General features: G+C 69.3%; 20 protein-coding genes. 8 read left to right on the plus strand and 12 right to left on the minus strand.

The window, feature by feature from the left end; all coding sequences use genetic code 11:
- Window positions 1–7: 7 nt before the first annotated feature.
- Genes C468_RS03525 through C468_RS18495 form a run of 4 tightly spaced genes read right to left on the minus strand, consistent with a single transcriptional unit; the run spans window position 8 to window position 2,706 of the window.
- Entirely contained in the window at window positions 8–223 is a 216-nt protein-coding gene (locus C468_RS03525; RefSeq protein WP_008847498.1) for a hypothetical protein, read from the minus strand.
- Window positions 220–2,010, minus strand: a complete 1,791-nt coding sequence (locus C468_RS03530; protein WP_008847499.1) for a b(o/a)3-type cytochrome-c oxidase subunit 1 — start codon at window positions 2,008–2,010, stop codon at window positions 220–222. Before C468_RS03530 ends, C468_RS03525 begins: the two co-directional genes overlap by 4 nt.
- Entirely contained in the window at window positions 2,007–2,522 is a 516-nt protein-coding gene (locus C468_RS03535) for a cytochrome c oxidase subunit II (protein ID WP_008847500.1), read from the minus strand. Before C468_RS03535 ends, C468_RS03530 begins: the two co-directional genes overlap by 4 nt.
- A gap of 7 nt (window positions 2,523–2,529) precedes the next feature.
- Window positions 2,530–2,706 carry a hypothetical protein gene (locus tag C468_RS18495; protein WP_008847501.1) on the minus strand — a complete coding sequence of 59 codons (177 nt, stop codon included), beginning with the start codon at window positions 2,704–2,706 and terminating at the stop codon, window positions 2,530–2,532.
- A gap of 97 nt (window positions 2,707–2,803) precedes the next feature.
- On the opposite strand from C468_RS18495, the gene C468_RS03540 reads away from it, so the two are divergent.
- Both C468_RS03540 and C468_RS03545 read left to right on the plus strand, forming a co-directional pair.
- Window positions 2,804–3,007: a hypothetical protein gene (locus C468_RS03540; protein WP_008847502.1), complete on the plus strand. Its 204-nt coding sequence runs from the start codon at window positions 2,804–2,806 to the stop codon at window positions 3,005–3,007.
- Window positions 3,008–3,094: 87 nt separating this feature from the next.
- The gene (locus tag C468_RS03545) at window positions 3,095–5,572 is read left to right on the plus strand and encodes a heavy metal translocating P-type ATPase (protein WP_008847503.1); all 2,478 of its coding nucleotides are present in this window, start codon (window positions 3,095–3,097) and stop codon (window positions 5,570–5,572) included.
- Window positions 5,573–5,611: 39 nt separating this feature from the next.
- Here C468_RS03545 and C468_RS03550 read toward each other — a convergent pair whose 3' ends face one another.
- The 4 genes from C468_RS03550 to C468_RS03565 form a co-directional block, all read right to left on the minus strand.
- Complete coding sequence (locus C468_RS03550) at window positions 5,612–5,854, minus strand: SelT/SelW/SelH family protein (RefSeq protein ID WP_008847504.1); 243 nt, start codon at window positions 5,852–5,854, stop codon at window positions 5,612–5,614.
- Between the two features lie 123 nt (window positions 5,855–5,977).
- Complete coding sequence (locus C468_RS03555) at window positions 5,978–7,381, minus strand: heme o synthase (RefSeq protein WP_008847505.1); 1,404 nt, start codon at window positions 7,379–7,381, stop codon at window positions 5,978–5,980.
- Between the two features lie 66 nt (window positions 7,382–7,447).
- Window positions 7,448–7,933 carry an adenylyltransferase/cytidyltransferase family protein gene (locus C468_RS03560; RefSeq protein ID WP_008847506.1) on the minus strand — a complete coding sequence of 162 codons (486 nt, stop codon included), beginning with the start codon at window positions 7,931–7,933 and terminating at the stop codon, window positions 7,448–7,450.
- Entirely contained in the window at window positions 7,930–8,451 is a 522-nt protein-coding gene (locus C468_RS03565; protein WP_008847507.1) for a Mov34/MPN/PAD-1 family protein, read from the minus strand. Before C468_RS03565 ends, C468_RS03560 begins: the two co-directional genes overlap by 4 nt.
- Window positions 8,452–8,646: 195 nt before the next feature.
- Here C468_RS03565 and C468_RS03570 point away from each other — a divergent pair, with 195 nt between their 5' ends.
- The gene (locus tag C468_RS03570; protein ID WP_008847508.1) at window positions 8,647–10,593 is read left to right on the plus strand and encodes a DHH family phosphoesterase; all 1,947 of its coding nucleotides are present in this window, start codon (window positions 8,647–8,649) and stop codon (window positions 10,591–10,593) included.
- 31 nt (window positions 10,594–10,624) lie between these two features.
- Here C468_RS03570 and C468_RS03575 read toward each other — a convergent pair whose 3' ends face one another.
- Window positions 10,625–12,373 carry a phospholipase D-like domain-containing protein gene (locus C468_RS03575; RefSeq protein ID WP_008847509.1) on the minus strand — a complete coding sequence of 583 codons (1,749 nt, stop codon included), beginning with the start codon at window positions 12,371–12,373 and terminating at the stop codon, window positions 10,625–10,627.
- Between the two features lie 72 nt (window positions 12,374–12,445).
- A complete protein-coding gene (locus C468_RS03580; protein ID WP_049911969.1) occupies window positions 12,446–13,894 on the minus strand; it encodes a HEAT repeat domain-containing protein in 1,449 nt (482 codons plus the stop codon).
- Between the two features lie 275 nt (window positions 13,895–14,169).
- Here C468_RS03580 and dpsA point away from each other — a divergent pair, with 275 nt between their 5' ends.
- Window positions 14,170–14,718: a DNA starvation/stationary phase protection protein DpsA gene (gene dpsA / locus C468_RS03585; RefSeq protein ID WP_008847512.1), complete on the plus strand. Its 549-nt coding sequence runs from the start codon at window positions 14,170–14,172 to the stop codon at window positions 14,716–14,718.
- A gap of 184 nt (window positions 14,719–14,902) precedes the next feature.
- On the opposite strand, the gene C468_RS03590 is transcribed toward dpsA, so the two are convergent.
- Together C468_RS03590 and C468_RS03595 are read right to left on the minus strand one after the other, a co-directional pair.
- Window positions 14,903–15,340 (minus strand): DUF5809 family protein, encoded by a 438-nt coding sequence (locus C468_RS03590; protein WP_008847513.1) that lies wholly within the window; start codon window positions 15,338–15,340, stop codon window positions 14,903–14,905.
- 37 nt (window positions 15,341–15,377) lie between these two features.
- Window positions 15,378–15,848 (minus strand): DUF5810 domain-containing protein, encoded by a 471-nt coding sequence (locus tag C468_RS03595; protein ID WP_008847514.1) that lies wholly within the window; start codon window positions 15,846–15,848, stop codon window positions 15,378–15,380.
- A gap of 187 nt (window positions 15,849–16,035) precedes the next feature.
- Here C468_RS03595 and C468_RS03600 point away from each other — a divergent pair, with 187 nt between their 5' ends.
- Genes C468_RS03600 through spt4 form a run of 4 tightly spaced genes read left to right on the plus strand, consistent with a single transcriptional unit; the run spans window position 16,036 to window position 18,565 of the window.
- Window positions 16,036–17,280 carry a translation initiation factor IF-2 subunit gamma gene (locus C468_RS03600; RefSeq protein ID WP_008847515.1) on the plus strand — a complete coding sequence of 415 codons (1,245 nt, stop codon included), beginning with the start codon at window positions 16,036–16,038 and terminating at the stop codon, window positions 17,278–17,280.
- A 1-nt stretch (window position 17,281) separates the two neighbouring features.
- Entirely contained in the window at window positions 17,282–17,770 is a 489-nt protein-coding gene (locus tag C468_RS03605; protein WP_008847516.1) for a PIN domain-containing protein, read from the plus strand.
- Window positions 17,771–17,792: 22 nt separating this feature from the next.
- The gene (locus C468_RS03610) at window positions 17,793–18,368 is read left to right on the plus strand and encodes a DNA-directed RNA polymerase (RefSeq protein ID WP_008007806.1); all 576 of its coding nucleotides are present in this window, start codon (window positions 17,793–17,795) and stop codon (window positions 18,366–18,368) included.
- Window positions 18,368–18,565 (plus strand): transcription elongation factor subunit Spt4, encoded by a 198-nt coding sequence (gene spt4, locus C468_RS03615; RefSeq protein ID WP_008007804.1) that lies wholly within the window; start codon window positions 18,368–18,370, stop codon window positions 18,563–18,565. Before C468_RS03610 ends, spt4 begins: the two co-directional genes overlap by 1 nt.
- Window positions 18,566–18,602: the final 37 nt, after the last annotated feature.

Below are 18,602 nucleotides of genomic sequence, written 5' to 3' on the forward strand. Positions count from 1 at the left end.
GAGGATGTCAAGCGGGCTTGTCGCCCTCGGGTTCGGTCCGCCAGCCGCCCTTCAGCGTGATGAACCAGACCGTGGCGCCGGCGAGGATGAAGACGGCGGCCATGTACGGGATCAGCGGCAGCTCGACGCCGACGAAGTCGAGTACCGTCCGGAGTTCGTAGACGATCACGCCGAAGATCGCGAGCGTCACGAGGAGCCCCCCGCGGCTCACGTCGACGGTCATCGAATCACCTCGACGAGGGAGGCCGACGCGTCGCCGACCGCGCCGAACGCCGAGACCGCCGTGTTCGCGAGCGCGTCGAGCGCGGGCGAGAGCCACACCGGATAGGTGCCGACGCCCGGCCCGAGCAGTCCGCCGCGTTGGATGATCGCCGCCAGCGGGAGCGCGTACGCGAGGACGACGAGCGTGAGCGCGATGCCGACCCACAGCCGGAGGTTGTCGAGCACCTTCGGCGAGTCGTTGGGGCCGGACAGTGCCGGCGGCAGCGGGTCAGCGAGCCCGGAGACCTTCGGGTTCCCCATCGTGAGAACGAGGTTTCCGATGAACAGGACCGTCGAGACGAACAGGAGCGTCCCGCCGATCGCGATCTGTATGTTGAGCTCCTCGAACCCACCGAACATCGTCGCGTACTCGAACCCGGAGTACTCGGGTTCGGCGGTCCGTCGCGGAACGCCCATGATCCCTTGCGCGTGCATCGCGTTCGACATCAGGGCCATCCCGATGAACCAGACGACGACTTGGACTAATCCGATGGTCCGGCTGTAGATCGGCTTGTTGGTGATCTGCGGCCAGATCCAGTAGGTCGCGGCCATGAAGGTGAGCGCGACCGCGGTCCCCACGGTGAGGTGGAAGTGGCCCGGGACCCAGATGGTGTTGTGGATCATGTAGTTGATGTTCATCCCGGCGTTCACCATCCCGGAGAACCCGCCGGCGGCGAACATCAGTCCCGCGAGCATCATCCCCGTGAACTCGGGCTTCCGCCACGGGAGGTCAGTGAGCCAGCCGAGGAGGCCGCTCCCGCCGCGCTGGCGGGCGCCGTACTCCACGCTCGCGACCACGGTGAACGCGGTGAGCAGGCTCGGCAACAGCAGGAACATCGTGTTCGTCATCGAGATGAACTTGAACCCCTCCGCGATCCCCGGGTCGAGGTACTGGTGGTGGATCCCGACCGGGGTAGAGAGGAGGAGGAACAGCACGAACACGACTCGCGCGAGCGGGTCGCTGAACAGGCGCCCGCCGGCGATCTTCGGAAGCACGGTGTACCACAGCATGTACGCCGGCATCAGCCAGAAGTACACCACCGGGTGGCCGAAGAACCAGAACAGCGTCCGGGTCAGCGTCGGGTTCACTTGGTCGATCAGCCCGAGCGACCACGGCAGCAGGAAGATCAGCACCGAGGCCGCCACGGCGGACGACGCGATGTACCACATCGCCATCGTCGTCAGCACCATGAACGTCTGCAGCGGGATCCGCTCGTCGGGGTTCTCGCGCTTCCACGCGAGCCACGTGCGGAACCAGTCGGCCCCGGCGATCCACGACCCGACGATGAACACGGCGAGTCCCGTATAAAACAGCGGGTGCGCCTGCAGCGGGGCGTAGAACGTGAACAGCACGTCCGCGCTCATGTCGATCGCGTCGGTGAATCCGGCGAGGATCGATACGCCCGTCATGGTCATCCCGACGGCCATGAGGGCGTACCACGTCCACGTGATCTTGGTGTTGAGCAGCGGTCGGTCAAGGCTCCGAACGACGGCCCACGTGAACAGGCCGACGAGGAAGAAGATCGTGAAGCTGATCACCAGGAACACGCCGTGCGCGGTCAGGACGGTGTAGTAGTCAGTCGACGGAATGATCCGAGCGACGTCGGTCCGGTGGAGCGTCTGAATGATCCCGAAAATCGCTCCGAGTATAAGCGCTAAGAAAGAGCTGAGGAAGGCGGCGCGGACGATCCGCGCCTCCTTGGGGAACTTGTCGTAGAAGGTCCGTTCGGCCTCGATAGCCTCGCTCATTCGCTGTCACCTCCGCTCGTTCGGTCCTCGTACTCCGCCTGACTGACGACGTTCACTTTCCCCTCCATAGCGTGGTGGCCGGCGCCGCAGTACTCGTTACAGATGAGGCCGTACTCCTGCGGCTCTTCGACCTCGACTTTGATCTCGGACACCTCGCCGGGAACGACCATCGTGTTGGCGTTCGTTCCGGCGACCTCGAATCCGTGGATCACGTCCCGCGAGGTGACGTAGAACGTCACCGTGCTGTTTTCGGGGACGACGATCGGATCGGGCTGGAACCCGAACTGGAAGGAGACCACGTAGGCTTCGTACTCGTTCTCGCCGACCTGTTCGACGCGGGGCTCCGAGAACCGCTCGTCCTCGTCGAGTCCGCCAGCGTCGATTGTCGGCTCGCTGTCGGCCACCATCGCGACGCCAGGACCGATGGCACCGTACGTGACCGAGCCGACGAGCAACAGTATTAGCATCACCGACGCCGCAAGCCAGAGCTTCTCGTATGCGTGAATGTGCATTCAGTAATCACCCCACGACGACCAGATCGCGGCCGAGGAACTCGATATAGTATATGTACACCCACGCGAGCACCAGGATAACGAAGTATATCCCGATGAGCGTGAGTGTCCCGATCGGATCGAACTCCTCTGTATCACCGCTCACGTCATCCGCGGACGCGTGTGCGGTCTCGTTTCGGCCCATGGGTCTCGTTATAGATTAGGAACCATATAACACCTACTCGTTCCCGTTCCCTGAAAACACGGATCTTATATATGTTCGCGCGGCCGTTGGTTACGACATGAACTTCTCCATCCAACAGGCCGTGTTTCTCGTGCTCGGCGGGCTCGTTCCCGCGGCCGTGTTCATCGTCGACCGATCGGAGATCGTCGTCGCAATCACGCTGGTGAACGTGCTGCTCATCTGGGCGAGCCTTCGGGTTGCGACCGGCGGAAGCATGCCGGGGATCGGCGGCAGCGACGCGGCGGACCACGAACACACGTAGTCCTCGGCACAGGCGTCGAAGCAGCGGAACCGCGCCCGCCGCGACCCGCCGATTTCGGGCGCGAACCAGGCCCGGAAGCGAACACACATGCCACCCTGTACACTCTGTGACCTGCCGACCGGGAACGACCCCCACACCGCTCCCGACGTCGACGGCGAGTTCTGCTGTCGGGGGTGTCTCGCCGTCGAGCGCTCGCTCGGCGACGCCGAGGGGATCGACGGCCTCGACGACGTCGAGGAGCGCCGACCGGACGCGGTGCCGGACGACGAGTTCGAGGGCGAGACGGCGTTCCTCCACGTCGACGGGATGCACTGCGCCACCTGCGAGTCGTTCTTAGAGATGACGGCGGGCGAACAGCCCGGGGTCGCGGCCGCGGAGGCGAGCTACGCCACCGACACGATCCGGGTCGACTACGACCCCGACGCGGTCGGCGCCGACGAGCTCCCCGACCGGCTCTCTGTCGCCGGGTACTCGGCGAGCCACCGCGCGGACCCGGAGTCCGAGGGCGACGACGCGGTCGTCCGGTTCCTGATCGGCGGCGGCTTCTTCGGGATGATGGCGATGCTGTGGTACGTCGTCTTCCTGTATCCCACCTACTTCGGCTACGACCCCTTCCTCGATCTGGGCGGGGTCTCCGGGCTGTACCTGTTCACGCAGATATGGGTGTTCGCCTCGATCGTCCTGTTTTACACGGGCTACCCCATCCTGCGCGGCGCCTACGTGAGCCTTCGCGCCCGGCAGCCGAACATGGACCTGTTGGTGTCGCTCGCGGCGGTGAGCTCGTACGCCTACAGCACCCTCGCGATGTTCCTCGGCCGGACCGACCTCTACTTCGACGTGACGATCGCCGTCATCCTCGTGGTCACCGCCGGCAACCACTACGAGTCGCTGATAAAGCGGCGCGCGACCGGCGCGCTGTCGGAGCTGACGACGGCGACCGACCGAGAGGTTCGGACCGAGGCCGGCGAGACGGTCGCGGCCGAGGCGGTCGAGCCAGGCGACCGCCTGCTCGTGCGTCCCGGCGAGCGCGTGCCGTTCGACGGGACCGTCGTCGACGGGAGCGCCGCGGTCGACGAGGCCTTGGTCACCGGCGAGTCGCTCCCGGCGACGAAGCGCGAGGGCGACGAGGTCCGTGGCGGGACCGTCGTCACCGACGCTCCGGTGGTCGTCGCGGTGGGCGAGGACGCCGAGAGCACCCTCGACACGCTCGTGCGGATGCTGTGGGAGATCCAGAGCTCGCGGTCCGGGATCCAGCGGCTCGTCGACAAGCTGGCGACGGTGTTCGTCCCCCTCGTCGTCGCGGTCGCGGTCCTCGCATCCGGGGCGACGCTCGCGCTCGGCGCCGCGCCCGTCGAGGCGGCGCTGGTCGGGCTCACGGTGCTCATCGTCTCGTGCCCCTGCGCGCTCGGGCTCGCGACCCCCCTCGCGGTCGCGGCCGGGATCCGGGACGCGGCCCGGCGGGGGATCGTGATCGTCTCGGACGCCGTCTTCGAGGAGGCCGCCGACGTCGACACGGTCGTGCTCGACAAGACCGGGACCCTCACCGACGGGGAGATGCGGCTGCTCGACACCGAGACGGACGGGTCGGACCCGGACACCGTCCGGAAGCGAGCCGCGGCGCTGGAGCGCGCCTCGGTCCACCCGATCGCGGAGGCGATCGTGGCCGGAGTGTACGGTGAAGAACCCGAACCCCGTGCGGCGGCCGACCGTCCCTCCGCGGCGACCGACGGCGGCACGGCGGTCGACGACGGGACGGCGCCTGATGATGCCGAAGCCCCCGAGCGTGCCGACGGCGACGCGCCGACCGCGACCGAGCCGTCACCCGCCGCCGCGGACGTGACGGTCACGGACAAGGGCGTCTCCGGTCGGATCGAGGGCGACGTGGTCGTCGTCGGTCACCGCTCGCTGTTCGCTGACGATGAGTGGACCGTGCCATCGTCGCTCGACGCGGCCGGCACGGAGGCCCGTGAGGCCGGTCTCGTCCCGACGTACGTCGGCTGGGGCGGTGCCGTCAGGGGGGTGCTCGTCGTCGGCGACGAGGTGCGGGACGGCTGGGAGTCGGTCGTCGACGAGCTGGCGGCGGACGGGCGCCGGGTCGTCGTGCTCACCGGCGACTCGCCGGCCGCGGCCCGACAGTTCGAGGAGCACCCCGCCATCGACGAGACGTTCGCGGAGGTCCCACCCGAGGCGAAGGCCGAGACGGTCCGACGGCTGACCGCGACCGAGCGCGTCGCGATGGTCGGCGACGGGAGCAACGACGCGCCCGCGCTCGCGGCGGCGGACATCGGGATCTCCGTCGCGAGCGGGACCGATCTGGCGGCCGACGCCGCCGACGCGGTCCTGCTGGAGGACCGCCTCTCGGCGATCCCCGAGCTGTTCGCGGTCACCCGGGGGACGAACCGCCGACTCAAGCAGAACCTCGGGTGGGCGTTCGTCTACAATGCGGTCGCGATCCCGATGGCCGTCTCGGGGGTCCTCAATCCGCTGTTCGCCGCGGTCGCGATGGGGACGAGCAGCCTCCTCGTGGTGTCGAACTCCGCGCGTCCGGTTTATAAAGACGAGTAGCGGGAGTACGGGAGTAGCGGACGCGAGGCCGTCAGTTCGTCACGCAGATGCACCGACGTACGGCCTGACGGCGCGCACGATGGCGTCCACGTCGTACTCGTCTTCCGTCTTGTCGAAGACGACTTCGCCGCCGGCGCGCACGACGAACACGCCGTCGTCGCCGGTCACCAACGCGACCTCGTCTACCTCCTCGCCGAACTGCTTGAGGACCGCCTCCGAGACGTCTTGCGCGCGATTCAACATGCCGCACGGGACGCAGTACTCGACTTCGACGCGGGTCATACGCTCCCGGATTCGCGCCGAACGAACTTAAAAGCGCACCGCGAGCTCCCTCGCCGTCTCCTCCCTCGGCGACCCGCAGCTCCCATCCGTGCGCCTCGACGAGACGCGTCGGGCGCGCCGCGATCAGACCACGAGCGCGTCGAACACGACGGCGAACAGCAGGAGTCCGAGGTAGGCGTTCGACGCGTGGAACGCGCGGAACGCCGCGGCCTCGGTCTGCTCGTAGTGAAGCCGGACGACCATCCAGAGGAACAGCGCGCCGACCGCGACGCCCACGACGGCGTAGAGCGCGCCGAGCGGCTCGGCGACCGCCGCGAGCGCGACCGCGGCGACGAGCGTCGCGCCGAGGTACCAGACGATGTGCCGGCGCGTCGTCGTCTCCCCGCGGACCACGGGCATCATCGGGAAGCCGCCGCGCTCGTAGTCGTCCTTGTAGGCCAACGCGAGGTTGTAGAAGTGCGCGGGGGTCCACAGGAAGATGACCAGCGCGAGCAGCAGCCCGCCGCCGCCGACCTCGCCGGTCACCGCCGCCCAGCCGATGAGGGCCGGGAGCGCGCCGGCGGCCCCGCCGATAACGGTGTTCTGCACCGTGTTCGGCTTCAGGATGAGGGTGTACACGACGCTGTAGAACACGATCGCGACGAGCCCGAGCACCGCCGTCAGGGCGTTGACCGTCCAGAACAGGCCGACCGAGACGAGCGTGAGGGTCCCGCCGAACGCGAGCGCGTTGGGCACCGGCACGAGGTCGGTCGCCAGCGGGCGGTCGTTCGTGCGCTGCATCCGCTTGTCCACGTCGCGCTCGAGCACGTGGTTGAACGTCCCCGAGGCGCCGATCGAGAGCGCGCCTCCGACGAGCGTCGCGGTGACGACGTACGGGGTGAACCCCTGCCCGCCGGCCAGCGCCATCGCGGCGGCGGCGACCAGACAGAGCAGCCACATCAGCCGCGGCTTCATCAGCCGGAAGTACGCCGCCGCGGTCGCCCGCACCCGGGGGACCGTCGCGGTCGGCACGTCCGGCTCGGGCGCGTCTTCGACCGGCGGGAGGTCGTCGGTCCCGGGTTGGAAGTCGACGGGCGCGTCGTCCGGATCGCCGGTCTCGGCCTCCAGCCACCACGCGAGCCCGGCGAGCACGGCCGCGAAGATCCCCACGCCGAGGAGGAGGTGGAGGGAGCCGAGCGCGGCCGGGAGCCCGCCGACCGCGACGAGCGCGCCCACGCCGGCCTGCGCCGGGTACACGACAAGAGCGAGGGTGAGCGTCGCCCGGATCCGTCGGCTCGCGTCGTCTCGCCACGCAAGGGCGGCCGACAGGGCCACGAGGGTTCCGACGACGACCGCGAGCAGCCGGTGACCGAGCGCGATCCACCCGGCGGTCTCGTTGGGGAGCGCGGTCCCGTCGCCGCAGGCCGGCCAGCCCGCGCAGGCCGTGGCTGCCTCCGTGAGCGAAGTCGTGGCGCCGACGACGATGAGGAGGTACACGCCCATCGCCGCCGCCGCGAGAACTGCGGGGAATCGGTCGGGTATCGTCACTTAGACGCTGTTAGGTACCGATCCATATAGGTTCCGCGCTTCGCCGCATCGATCGCGGCTCTCCCGCTACTGCGGTCGCTCTCCCGTCTCGTCGCGGCGGTCGCGGTCGACGTCCCCGCCGTCGGTTCCGCGGCGTTCCAGGACCCGCTCGACGATATCTCCGCTGGAGAGGAGCTCGTCCTCGTACCGGGGGTCGCGGGCCGAGGCGCGCTCGACCCGACAGTCGATGTCACGCTCCGCGAGCGCGTCGGCGATGTCGGCCTCGTCGTGGTGCTGATCGAACCCCAACACGATCACGTCGGGATCGAGCCGCTCGATGGGGACGAACACGTCCTCCGGGTGGCCGAGGTGCGCCTCGTCGACCGCGGCGAGCGCCGCGACCATGTCGCGGCGCTGCTCCGCGCAGAGGATCGGCGCCGGCTTGTGCGTGACGTTGGTGCGGCGGGCGACGATGGCGTGAAGCTCGTCGCCGTGCGCCGCCGCGTCTTCCAGGTAGTGAACGTGGCCGGGGTGAAGCAGGTCGAAGGTCCCCTGCGCGACGACCCGGGTCATCGGAACCACGAGAGGAACCCGCCGTCGTCGCGCCGGTCTTCGCCGATCTCGCGGTCGATATCCTCCTGCGTGAAATCGAAGAAGTGCTCGTCGGGAACCGCCACGTCGAGCACGTCGAGGGTGGTCTGGGTCCCCTCGTTGTCGAACGCCTTCCAGTCGCCCCACCCGTAGGGAGCGCCGGCGATGATGTGAACTCGTCCCTGGCCGAACGTCGCGAGGTCGGCGTCGCTCGGCCGGAGCACGCCGTTCGGGTGGGAGTGGACCGACCCGACCGCACGCATGTCGTTCGGCTTCATGTGCGTGCGAACGCTGGCGCTCGTCGGGTTCGACTCCGTGCCCGGGATGACGAGCACGTCGGTGATCACCTGTCCGTCCCGATCGAGGTCGAGCTTCCGGGCGTCGTCCGCGCGGAGGAACCCCATGTACTCGTTGGGGTGGCTCTCCTCGCTCGCCTCGAGGACGAACTCCATGGTCTCCCGGGCGATCCCGAGGAGCTCGTCCGAGCGGAACAGTCGCATACGAGAGGGGAGGGGCCGTCGCCCCATATGGATTCCGGACCGCGGGGCCGACGCCGTCGGCCTGTTCAGCACACGACCGTAATCGCGCGGCGACCGTGGCCGTACTTCTCCGGGCCGCGACCGGCGCAGCACGCCTCGACGGCGCCGGAGACGCGAGAGAACAGGCTTAACACCGGTCGTTCCCGATGACTGTCTATGAGCGAGAACACCGCCGGGGATTCCGGCACGCGGGGCGATTCGAGCCCCGAACCCGACGCCGACGCGGCGGAGGGGGCGGTCGACGACCGGCCGACCGTCTACGACCTGGCACCGGACTGCACCCTCGAAGACGCCGAAGTCGACGCGCTGTACCACGCCGAAGTCAACGGCGTCGTCGATTACGGGATCTTCGTCGACGTCTCGGACGCCGTGAGCGGACTCGTCCACGAGTCGAATCTCGACGACGCCTACGCCGTCGGCGACCGGCTGATCGTCCGGCTGACCGAGGTGAAGGAGAACGGCGACGTGGCGTTCGACGACGTCGACCTCGACGACTACCGCACCGAAACCGTCGCGCACGAACCCGCCGTCTCCCGCGTCCGCGGGCTCGCGCCCGGAGACGAGGTCACCGTGGAGGGTGAGGTCGTGCAGGCGAAACAGACGGGCGGCCCGACGATCTTCGCCGTCGCAGACGCCTCCGGCGTCGTCTCGTGTGCCGCCTTCGAGGAGGCCGGCGTCCGAGCGTACCCCGAGGTCGCGGTCGGCGACATGGTCCACGTCAGCGGGACGATCGAGACCCGCGAGAACGCCCTCCAGCTGGAGGTCGACTCGCTGAAGCGGCTCCCCGAAGCGCGGGCGACCGCGGCCCGCGAGCGCTTCGAGGCGGCCCTCGACGAGCGCGCCGAGCCCGCCGACCTCGACCCCCTCGTCGAGTGGGAGGCGTTCGAGCCGATCCACGACGACCTCCGCGAGCTCGCGCGGCTGCTCCGGCGCACCGTGCTCTCCGGCCGCCCGATCCGCGTCCGGCACCACGCCGACGGCGACGGCATGTGCGCCGCGATCCCCGTGCAGCTCGCCCTGGAGAACTTCGTCCGCGACGTGCACGAGGACCCGGACGCGGCCCGGCACCTGTTCAAGCGGCTCCCGAGCAAGGCGCCGTACTACGAGATGGAGGACGTGACCCGGGACCTGAACTTCGCATTGGAGGGCCGCGCCCGCCACGGGCAGAAGCTCCCCTTCCTCCTGATGCTCGACAACGGCTCGACCGAGGAGGACGTGCCCGCCTACGAGAACCTCGCCCACTACGACATCCCCATCGCGGCCGTCGACCACCACCACCCGGACCCCGAGGCGGTCGAGCCGCTCCTCGACGCCCACGTGAACCCGTACCTCCACGACGAGGATTACCGGGTCACGACGGGGATGATGTGCGTCGAGCTGGCTCGCCTGATCGACCCGTCGATCACCGAGGAACTCGAACACGTCCCGGCCGTCGCCGGGCTCTCTGACCGCTCGAAGGCGGAGACGATGGACGACTACATCGCTCTCGCCGAGGGCGCCGGCTACGACAAGTCCGACCTGCTCGACATCGGCGAGGCGCTCGACTACGCCGCCCACTGGCTGCGTTACTCGGAGGGCAAGACACTCGTCAACGACGCCCTCAACGTGGGTTGCGAGGACGAGGTCCGCCACAAGGAACTGGTCGAGTTCCTCTCCGAGCGGGCCGACCGCGACGTGCAGCGCCAGCTCGACGCCGTCGACGACCACGTCGAACACGAGCGGCTCGCCTCCGGCGCGCACCTCTACCGCATCGACCTCGACGAGTACGCCCACCGGTTCACCTACCCCGCGCCCGGGAAGACGACCGGCGAGCTCCACGACACCCGCGTGCAGGAGACCGGGGACCCCGTCATCACCATCGGCTACGGTCCCGACTTCTGCGTGCTCCGGTCCGACGGCGTCCGGCTTGACATCCCGAACATGGTGACCGAGCTGAACGAGGAGCTTCCCGAAGCGGGCGTCTCGGGCGGCGGTCACCTCGTCGTCGGCTCGATCAAGTTCGTGAAGGGTCGCCGGAGCGCGGTCATCGAGACGCTCGTCGAGAAGATGGCCGAAGCGGAGATCGACGAGGCGCTCTCGTCGACGGTCGCGATCGACGACTGAGCCTGTCTCACCGGTCGACTTTTAAACGCCGCTACGCGAACGCGACCTCCCGCCGCGCGACTGCGCCGGCACCCGCGACGGCGACCGCCAACCCGCCGAGCAGGCCGACCGGCAGGTGGACTCCGCCGCCGCGCCAGTCCGCCGCGTACGCGCGGGCGTAAAAGTCGGCAACCGATCGGTCCTCGATCGCGAGCAGCACCTCTCTGTTCTCCGTCGCCGCGCCCTCGTTCCAGTTGAGGCTCCCGACGACGGCGGTGTCGTCGACCACGAGCCCCTTCGCGTGGACCTTCCCGAACCGGCCGCGCGGCTGCGAGACGGCCACCTCTATCGGCTCCCCGTCGAGCTCGTCGACGAGCGCGCGGTTCGTCTCTCGGTCGTACCACGCGCCGGAGACCAGGAGGTGGACGTCGACGCCGCGGTCGGCCGCTCGCCGAAGCGCGCGGACGATCCGGTTGTCCGCTCCGCCGGTCCGCGGGACCACGGCCAGCACGCGCTCGTCGGCGGCGTCGATGTGCTCGACCAGTCTGTCGGCCGCGTTTCCCGGGGTGGTCAGGAGCTCGACGTCCGCCGTCGCCGCCGCCGGCGGCTCGAACCGCGTCGGATACGACTCGTTCGCTGTCCCCGACTCGTGGAACTCGGTGTCGTTCCGGAATGACGACCACGTCCGGGCGTCGGACGCCGCGGCGTCTTCTCTGAACAGGGCGGCGAGGTCGTCCGCGGCCGGCTCGCTGCCAGTCGTCTCATCCGTGGCCGAAGACCCGGGCTCCCCGGTGACGACGCCCCAGCCGCGGTTGGTCTGACCGCCGGTGCCGGACGGCTTCCAGTTCTCCGTGAGGACGACCGCGCGGTCGTCGGCCACCGCGTACTTCGCGTGGTGGAAGCGGAACCGCTCGGGGTCGCGGTCGAGCACGCGGACCTCGACGCCGGCGGCCGCGATCCTGTCGAGGAGCCGCGCGCTGTGCGCGGAGAACCCGCCGACCGGCGACCCCTCGAGGAGGACCCGCACGTCGACGCCGCGGTCGGCGGCCGCCACGAGGAGGTCGGCGACGCGCTCCGATCCGAGCGTGTAGCCGGCCAGAAACAGGCGATCGTCGGCGCCACGCAGCGGCTCGATCGGCATCCTCGGACTGTCCGGCAGCACGAACGGCCTCACGGTTGCGTTCTCGGTCCTGGCCACGGCCCGCGCGTCGTACCCCCGCGGTCGCCACTCGCCCCAGTCCGCGCGCCACCGATGACCCTCGGGCGCGCGGTCGTAGTCGACCACGGCGACCGCCGTCCCGTTTCGGCGAAGCTCGATCCGGTCGCCGGACGCGGCGAGGGGGAAGTAGCCGTCGAGCGCGCGGAGTTCCGGTTCGCCAACGCCGCCGCTGCCGGCGATCGCGGTCTCGTCGTCGAGCAGCGGCGTCGTGTTCGCGGGGTCCATCGAGAGCGCGACGACGCCGCTCGCGTTCGCCGGGACCGCCGCCTCGTGGTAGCCGTCGGAGAGCGACCAGTTCCCGCGCTCGGGGAGCCGGACGACGAGGTACTCGCCGCGGTTCTCCGCCGCCGTCGGGTTCGGAAACAGCTCGACGATCCGCGGCTGCATCGCCACGAGCGTCCGGTTCTCCGGTGCGTCGTCCGCCTGCGCAACGACGCCTCTCGGATCGGTTTCAGCGACCGCGGCGTCGGTTCCGGTGCCGGCCGCGACCGGCACGGCGGCCGTCAGCAGGAGCAACGCGAGTGCGACGGCGGTGACGCTCGCGGTCGACTCGCTCGCGGGACGGGACGAATCGGGCGACACGGGCGATCTGCCCGCGGCATCGGATAAGAACGGTCGGTCGAACGGCGGCCGGGACCTCGAGTGGTCTGCGCTTCAGGCGGTCGCCGACGCCTCGTCGAGCGCGCGCTCGGCCTTTTCGGCCTCGGTGGAGACGATGAAGGAGTGCTCGTCGCCGTACTCGGCGACCGCTTCGAGCGCCTCGCGCGTGCCGATCTGGCGGAGCGCCCAGCCGGCGGCCGCGCGGACGTCATCCGAGTCGTCCTCTGCGAGCGCGTCGGCGAGAGGATCGACCGCGCGAGTGTCCCCGATGAGCCCGAGCGCGCGGGCGGCGTGGGGGCGCACGAGCTCCTCGGTGTCGCCCTCGGGGTCTAACTGGTTCGCGAGCGGCTGGACCGCCTCCGCGGCGCCGATCTCGCCGAGGGCCTTGAACACGGTCTTCTGGAGCTGCGGGTTCGACCCCTCTGGGACGTACTCGACGAGCGTCTCCGTCGCCTCGTCGGCGGCCATCTTGCCGAGAATACGGATGGCCGGCTGGTCGCGCTTCTCGGCGCGGCCGAGCATCTTCTCGACCGACGCCTCGGTCTTCCCGCGTTTCCCCATGCGCTCGAACGCTTCGAGACAGTGGCGCTCCATGAAGTCGGACTGCAGCGAGTCGAGCGCCAGCAGGATCATGTCGACGTTGCCGCGCGCCTCGTGCTCCTTCAGCGCGGCCCACTCGACCGGGAAGTCCTTGTAGTGGCCGAGCACGTCGTAGTACCCCTGCGCGCGGAGCTGCTCGTGCGTTTCGAGGTCGTCCCACTCCTCGGCCTCGTCGAGCCCCGCTTCGAGATCGTCGGTCGCGTCGAGCAGGGCCGCGATCGTTTCGGCGTCGTCGTCGGGGTCGAGGTCGGCGTCCGCGACCGCCTCAGCCACGGCGTCGAGCGCCTCGACGAGGTCGTCGATCCGGTCGCCGTCGCCCCGGTCCTCGTCGGCAGCCTCGTCGCCCGCGCTGGCCGGGTCCGTCTCGACGGTGTCCGGGCCGATGTCGCCCGCGTCGACCTCGTCGTCGACGGCGTCCGCGGCCGCGTCGACGAACGCGACCACCGCGTCCGCGGCGTCGTCGCGACCGGCGGCGGTCCACTCGGTGTCTTCGAGCGTCGACGCCGCCGCCTCGATCGCGTCGACCACGTCGTCGGCGTAGGGGCCACGGGCCTCCTCGACGCCGTCGCGGAGCTCCGAGATCCGGCCTTCGAGGTCGCCGCGCGGGTCGTCGGCGTCCTCGTCGTCCTCGTCCGGCTCGGGGAGATCGGCCTCGTCGAGCCCCGCTTCGGCGTCGTCGAGGAGGGCCTCGATGTCGTCGAGGTCCGCCTCGGTCTCGGCGCCGTCGAGGCGCTCCGCGATCTCGTCGAGGTACTCGTTCAGGGACTCCTCGGTCGCTTCGTCGGGAAGCGTCGGCGCGGCGGCCGCGTCCGTCGACTCGCCGGCGCCGCCCGCCTCCTCCGCGTCGTCCGCGGCGTCGGCCCCCTCGGAGGCGTCGGCCGGGTCGTCGTCGCCGTTGCTCATACACCACGAACTGCGCGCGTAGTCCATTAAGACGTTTCCCTTCTCGGGCGGGGCGGAACGCGTCGTGATCGCCGCCCGACCGGACGGTCGAGTCGCAGCCGAACTCGGCCGCGGCGAGCGAGACCTGACGGTGACGCTGGACCGAGGCGTGCTCGCCGATCAGCGCGAACTTGTCGGCGCTGTGTCAAACACTGAAAAATAATTTTCTATATCTAAAAATCTGATTCATTCTGTGAAAACTATTAAGTGGGTCGCGCGCGTACGTTCATACAGACATGAGCACCCAGAAAGAGGCTCGTCAACGCTACGGCGACGTCCACGAGAGCGAAGCGCTCCGCATTCCCGAAGAGAAGGCCGAACAGCTCGTCGACGCGCTCAACAGCGACCTCGCGGCCACCTACGTCCTCTACCACCAGGTGAAAAAGCACCACTGGCTCGTCGAGGGCGCCGAGTTCCACGACATCCACGAGTACCTCGGCGAGGTCGCGGCCGACCTGGAAGAGGGTGCCGACATGATCGCCGAGCGCGCGCAGGCGATCGGTGGCGTGCCCCTCTCGGGCGGCGCGAACTACGAGGAGCACGCGCCCGTGAGCCCCGAGGACGCCGACGCCTACGACATCCGCACCTCGCTGGAGAACGACCTGGCGATCTTCGGCGACATCACCGAGCAGCTCCGCGAGCACATCCAGCTCGCCAACAACCTCGGCGACTACAACACCGAAGAGCAGCTCCGCGACATCCTCGAAGACGTCGAGGAGCACGGCCACCACATCGAGCACTACCTCGAGGACGACACCCTCGTCACGCAGGGCACGCTCGAGTAAACGTCGCCGACCCCACGGGAGCCGGACCTCCGGTCGTAGCCCGAAAATCCCTTTTTGGTCGAAATAGCGGCCCACTGCAGGCGTCTCGATCGACTCCGAGAGCGGCTGTTGCAGATCGGCGGCAGCGATGAGACACTTATACCCCGTGACCCACTTCGACGGAGCCGTCTCGCAACCGGCCTCGCTACCGACCGGACTCGTAGAACTCCTCGCGGTACACCCGTCCGAACGCGTTCCGACGGAGGGTGCTGGCGGCCGCGTCCGGCTCCTCTTGATACGTCGCCGCGATCACAGTGTCGGCGAAGGGGATCGGGTGCCACACGACGTTGTCCACGTTGTCGGAGCCGATCCGAACCACGTCGTCCTCGTCGAACTCGCTTCCGGCGAGCCACTCGTCGAACTCGCTCTCCTCGCCCACGTGGACGGCGAGCAGCTCGGCGAACGTCGCGTCACGCGCCGTCCGGATCACCTCGGGCGTGACTCGCTCGTCGTACTCGTCGGCGCCGAACGACATCGCCTTCGTCGCCTCGCGGACGACGACCTGTGCGACCGGCCCGACCTCCTCGTAGCGTTCGAGCGCGTCGGCGCGCGTCTCCGGAGCGAACGTCCCTCTGGTGTGCATACCCGCCTGTTCGCCGTCGACTAAAAAGGGCGTTCCGTTACGCAGACGAGTCGTCGCCGGCGGTCGAGTCGCTCTCGCCGCCCTCGTCGTCGCCCGCCTCCCGCGCCATCTCGCGGGCCTCGCGGATCGCCTCGGCCACCTCCGGATCGGCGTCGCCGGCAGCGTCGACCGCGCCCGGACCGTCGCCCGCAGCGTGCTCGTGACCGGCGTGTCCGTGACCTGGGTGGTCGTGACCGCTCGAGCCGACGCCGTCGTGCGCGCCGAGATCGACGTCCGGGCGCCCGCGGTCGACGGTGTCCTCGAACACCTCGTGGTATTCGGCGTCCTCGGCGTGGGGCGTCACCTCGGCCGCGAGCCCCGCGGGCTCCCGGTCGCTCCAGTCCGGTACGCGGTCGTCGAGCCACGTCTCGTGGTCGCCGCCGTGTAGCATCGCCGTGAACGCGAGGTGGTGCGCGAGGTGTTCGCCGTCGCGCTGCGGCGTCTCGCACACCGGACACGCGTATCCCATTGTGGCGCGTTGTACGGCCGTGGGCCATAAATCGGCGTCGAACCGGAGGCGTCTCGGCTCGCCTTCGACGGCGACGCTAGGGGTTGTCGCCGTTTCGGCCGCGGGGGTCTCTCGCCACTATAACAGCAACTTTATCACTCGCACGGGGCGAATTTCCGGTAAGACTACTCCGTTAGGAGGTCCAACAGTGACTGAAGCCAACACACAACCGGAGGTGAACATCGGTCTCGTCGGTCACGTCGACCACGGGAAGACGACGCTCGTGCAGGCGTTGTCCGGCTCGTGGACCGACCAGCACAGCGAGGAAATGAAACGCGGTATCTCGATCCGGCTGGGGTACGCGGACGCGACGTTCCGGCGCTGTCCCGGCGTCGACGCGCCCGAGTGTTACACCGTCGACGAGGAGTGCGAGGACGGCTCCGAGAGCGAGCCGATCCGGACGGTCTCGTTCGTCGACGCGCCGGGCCACGAGACGCTGATGGCGACGATGCTCTCCGGCGCCTCGATCATGGACGGGGCCGTGCTGGTCGTGAGCGCGACCGAGGACGTCCCCCAGGCGCAGACGGAAGAGCACCTGATGGCGCTCGACCTCATCGGGATCGAGAACATCGTCATCGCGCAGAACAAGGTCGACCTGGTCGACCGCGACCGCGCCGTCGACAACTACCGGCAGATCCAGGAGTTCGTCGAGGGCACCGTCGCGGAGGACGCGCCGATCGTCCCCGTCTCCGCGCAGCAGGAGGTCAACATGGACCTCCTCATCGACGCGATCGAGACCGAGATCCCGACCCCCGACCGCGATCCCGGCGAGAGCGCCCGCATGTACGCGGCCCGCTCGTTCGACATCAATCGCCCGGGCGCGAACGCGGCGGAGCTCAAGGGCGGCGTCGTGGGCGGCTCGCTGGTCAGCGGCGAGCTGTCCGTCGGCGACGGGCTGGAGATCCGACCCGGCCGCGAGGTCGAGGAGGAGGGCCAGACCGAGTGGCGCCCCCTCGAAACCACGGTGCGCTCGCTGCAGGCCGGCAGCAACGACGTCGAGTCCGCCCGACCGGGCGGGCTGCTCGGCGTCGGGACCGGACTCGACCCGAGCCTGACGAAGGGCGACGCGCTCGCGGGGCAGGTCGCCGGCGAGCCCGGGACGCTCCCCCCGACGCGCAACGAGTTCGAGATGCAGGTCGACCTCCTCGACCGCGTCGTCGGGAAGGAGGACGACGAGAGCGGCGAGAGCGACATCGAGGAGATCAACACCGGCGAGCCGCTGATGCTCACGGTCGGCACCGCGACGACGGTCGGCGCGGTGACGAGCGCGCGCGACGGCGAGTGCGAGGTGAGCCTCAAGCGACCGGTGTGCGCCGAGGAGGGCGCACAGATCGCGATCAACCGGCGCGTCGGCGCGCGCTGGCGGCTCATCGGCGTCGGGACGCTGTCGTAGCGTGACCGACACCGCCCGCCCGGACGGATCGGACGCCGACCGCAGTGGCGGCGGCACCGATGCCGACGACGCCCGTCCCGAGGCGCTCACCGGAGACGGCCCCGGCGGCGCGCCGGTCGTCGCGCTCGACGCGAGCGCGCTGATGGCGCCGGTCGAGGCGAACCTGCGGCTGTTCGAAGAGCTCGACCGGCTCCTCGGGGGCTACGAGGCCGTGGTCCCGACCGCGGTCGTGTCGGAGTTAGACCGGCTGCAGGGCGGGAACGGCGCGGAGGCGACCGCGGCGAGCGTGGGCGCGGACCTCGCGACGCGGGCGGAGGAGGCCGAGACGGACGAATCGTACGCCGACGACGCGCTCGTCGAACTGGTCACCGAGGGCCGGGTCGACGGCGTCGTCACCAACGATCGACCGCTGGCGAATCGGGTGCTGGAGGCGGGCGCACCAGTAATCGGTTTAAGGGGTCGGAACACACTGGCGATAACGGAACCCTAGCGGACGCGGACAACCAACGAATATGTACAAACGAGTTCGACTCAAGGATACGGTCGAGGTACCGCCGAAACACCTGGCGGACGTCACCGACGAGCGGGTGAAAGCCCTGCTGCAGGACAAACTGGAAGGACGAATGGACGAGGACGTGGGCAGCGTCGTGAGCGTCATCGAGGTCCACGACATCGGCGACGGCGCGGTGTTGCACAACCGCCCCGGCGTCTACTACGAGGCGGAGTTCGACGCGCTGACCTACGACCCCGACATGCAGGAGGTCGCCGACGGCACGGTCGTCGAGACGGTCGAGTTCGGCGCCTTCGTCGGGATCGGCCCGGTCGACGGTCTGCTGCACGTCTCGCAGATCACCGACGAGTACCTCACGTTCGACGGGGCGAACCAGCAGCTCGCCTCCTCGGACTCCGACAAGACCCTCGGCGTCGACGACGCCGTTCGGGTGCGCGTGGTGACCAAGAGCATCGACGAGCGCAACCCCCGCGACTCGAAGATCGGGCTCACCGCGAAACAGCCCGGGCTCGGGAAACACGAGTGGCTGGAGGGCCAGCGACAACACCGCGAGCAGACCGGTGAGGAGGCCGACTGATGGCCGAGGACCGCCTGGCGTGTCGTGAGTGCCACCACGTCAACGACCCCGACTCACAGACCTGCGAACACTGCGGGTCGTCGTCGCTCACCGAGGACTGGGCGGGCTACGTCATCATCACTCAGCCCGAGGAGAGCCAGATCGCCGAGGAGATGAACGTCACGAAGGCCGGCTCGTACGCGCTGAAGGTCCGATAAGACGCCGTTTTCCGGTGACGGCCCCGGTTTCGACCAC

Origin of the sequence: Halorubrum kocurii JCM 14978 (assembly GCF_000337355.1) — an archaeon.
GTDB classification, from domain to species: domain Archaea; phylum Halobacteriota; class Halobacteria; order Halobacteriales; family Haloferacaceae; genus Halorubrum; species Halorubrum kocurii.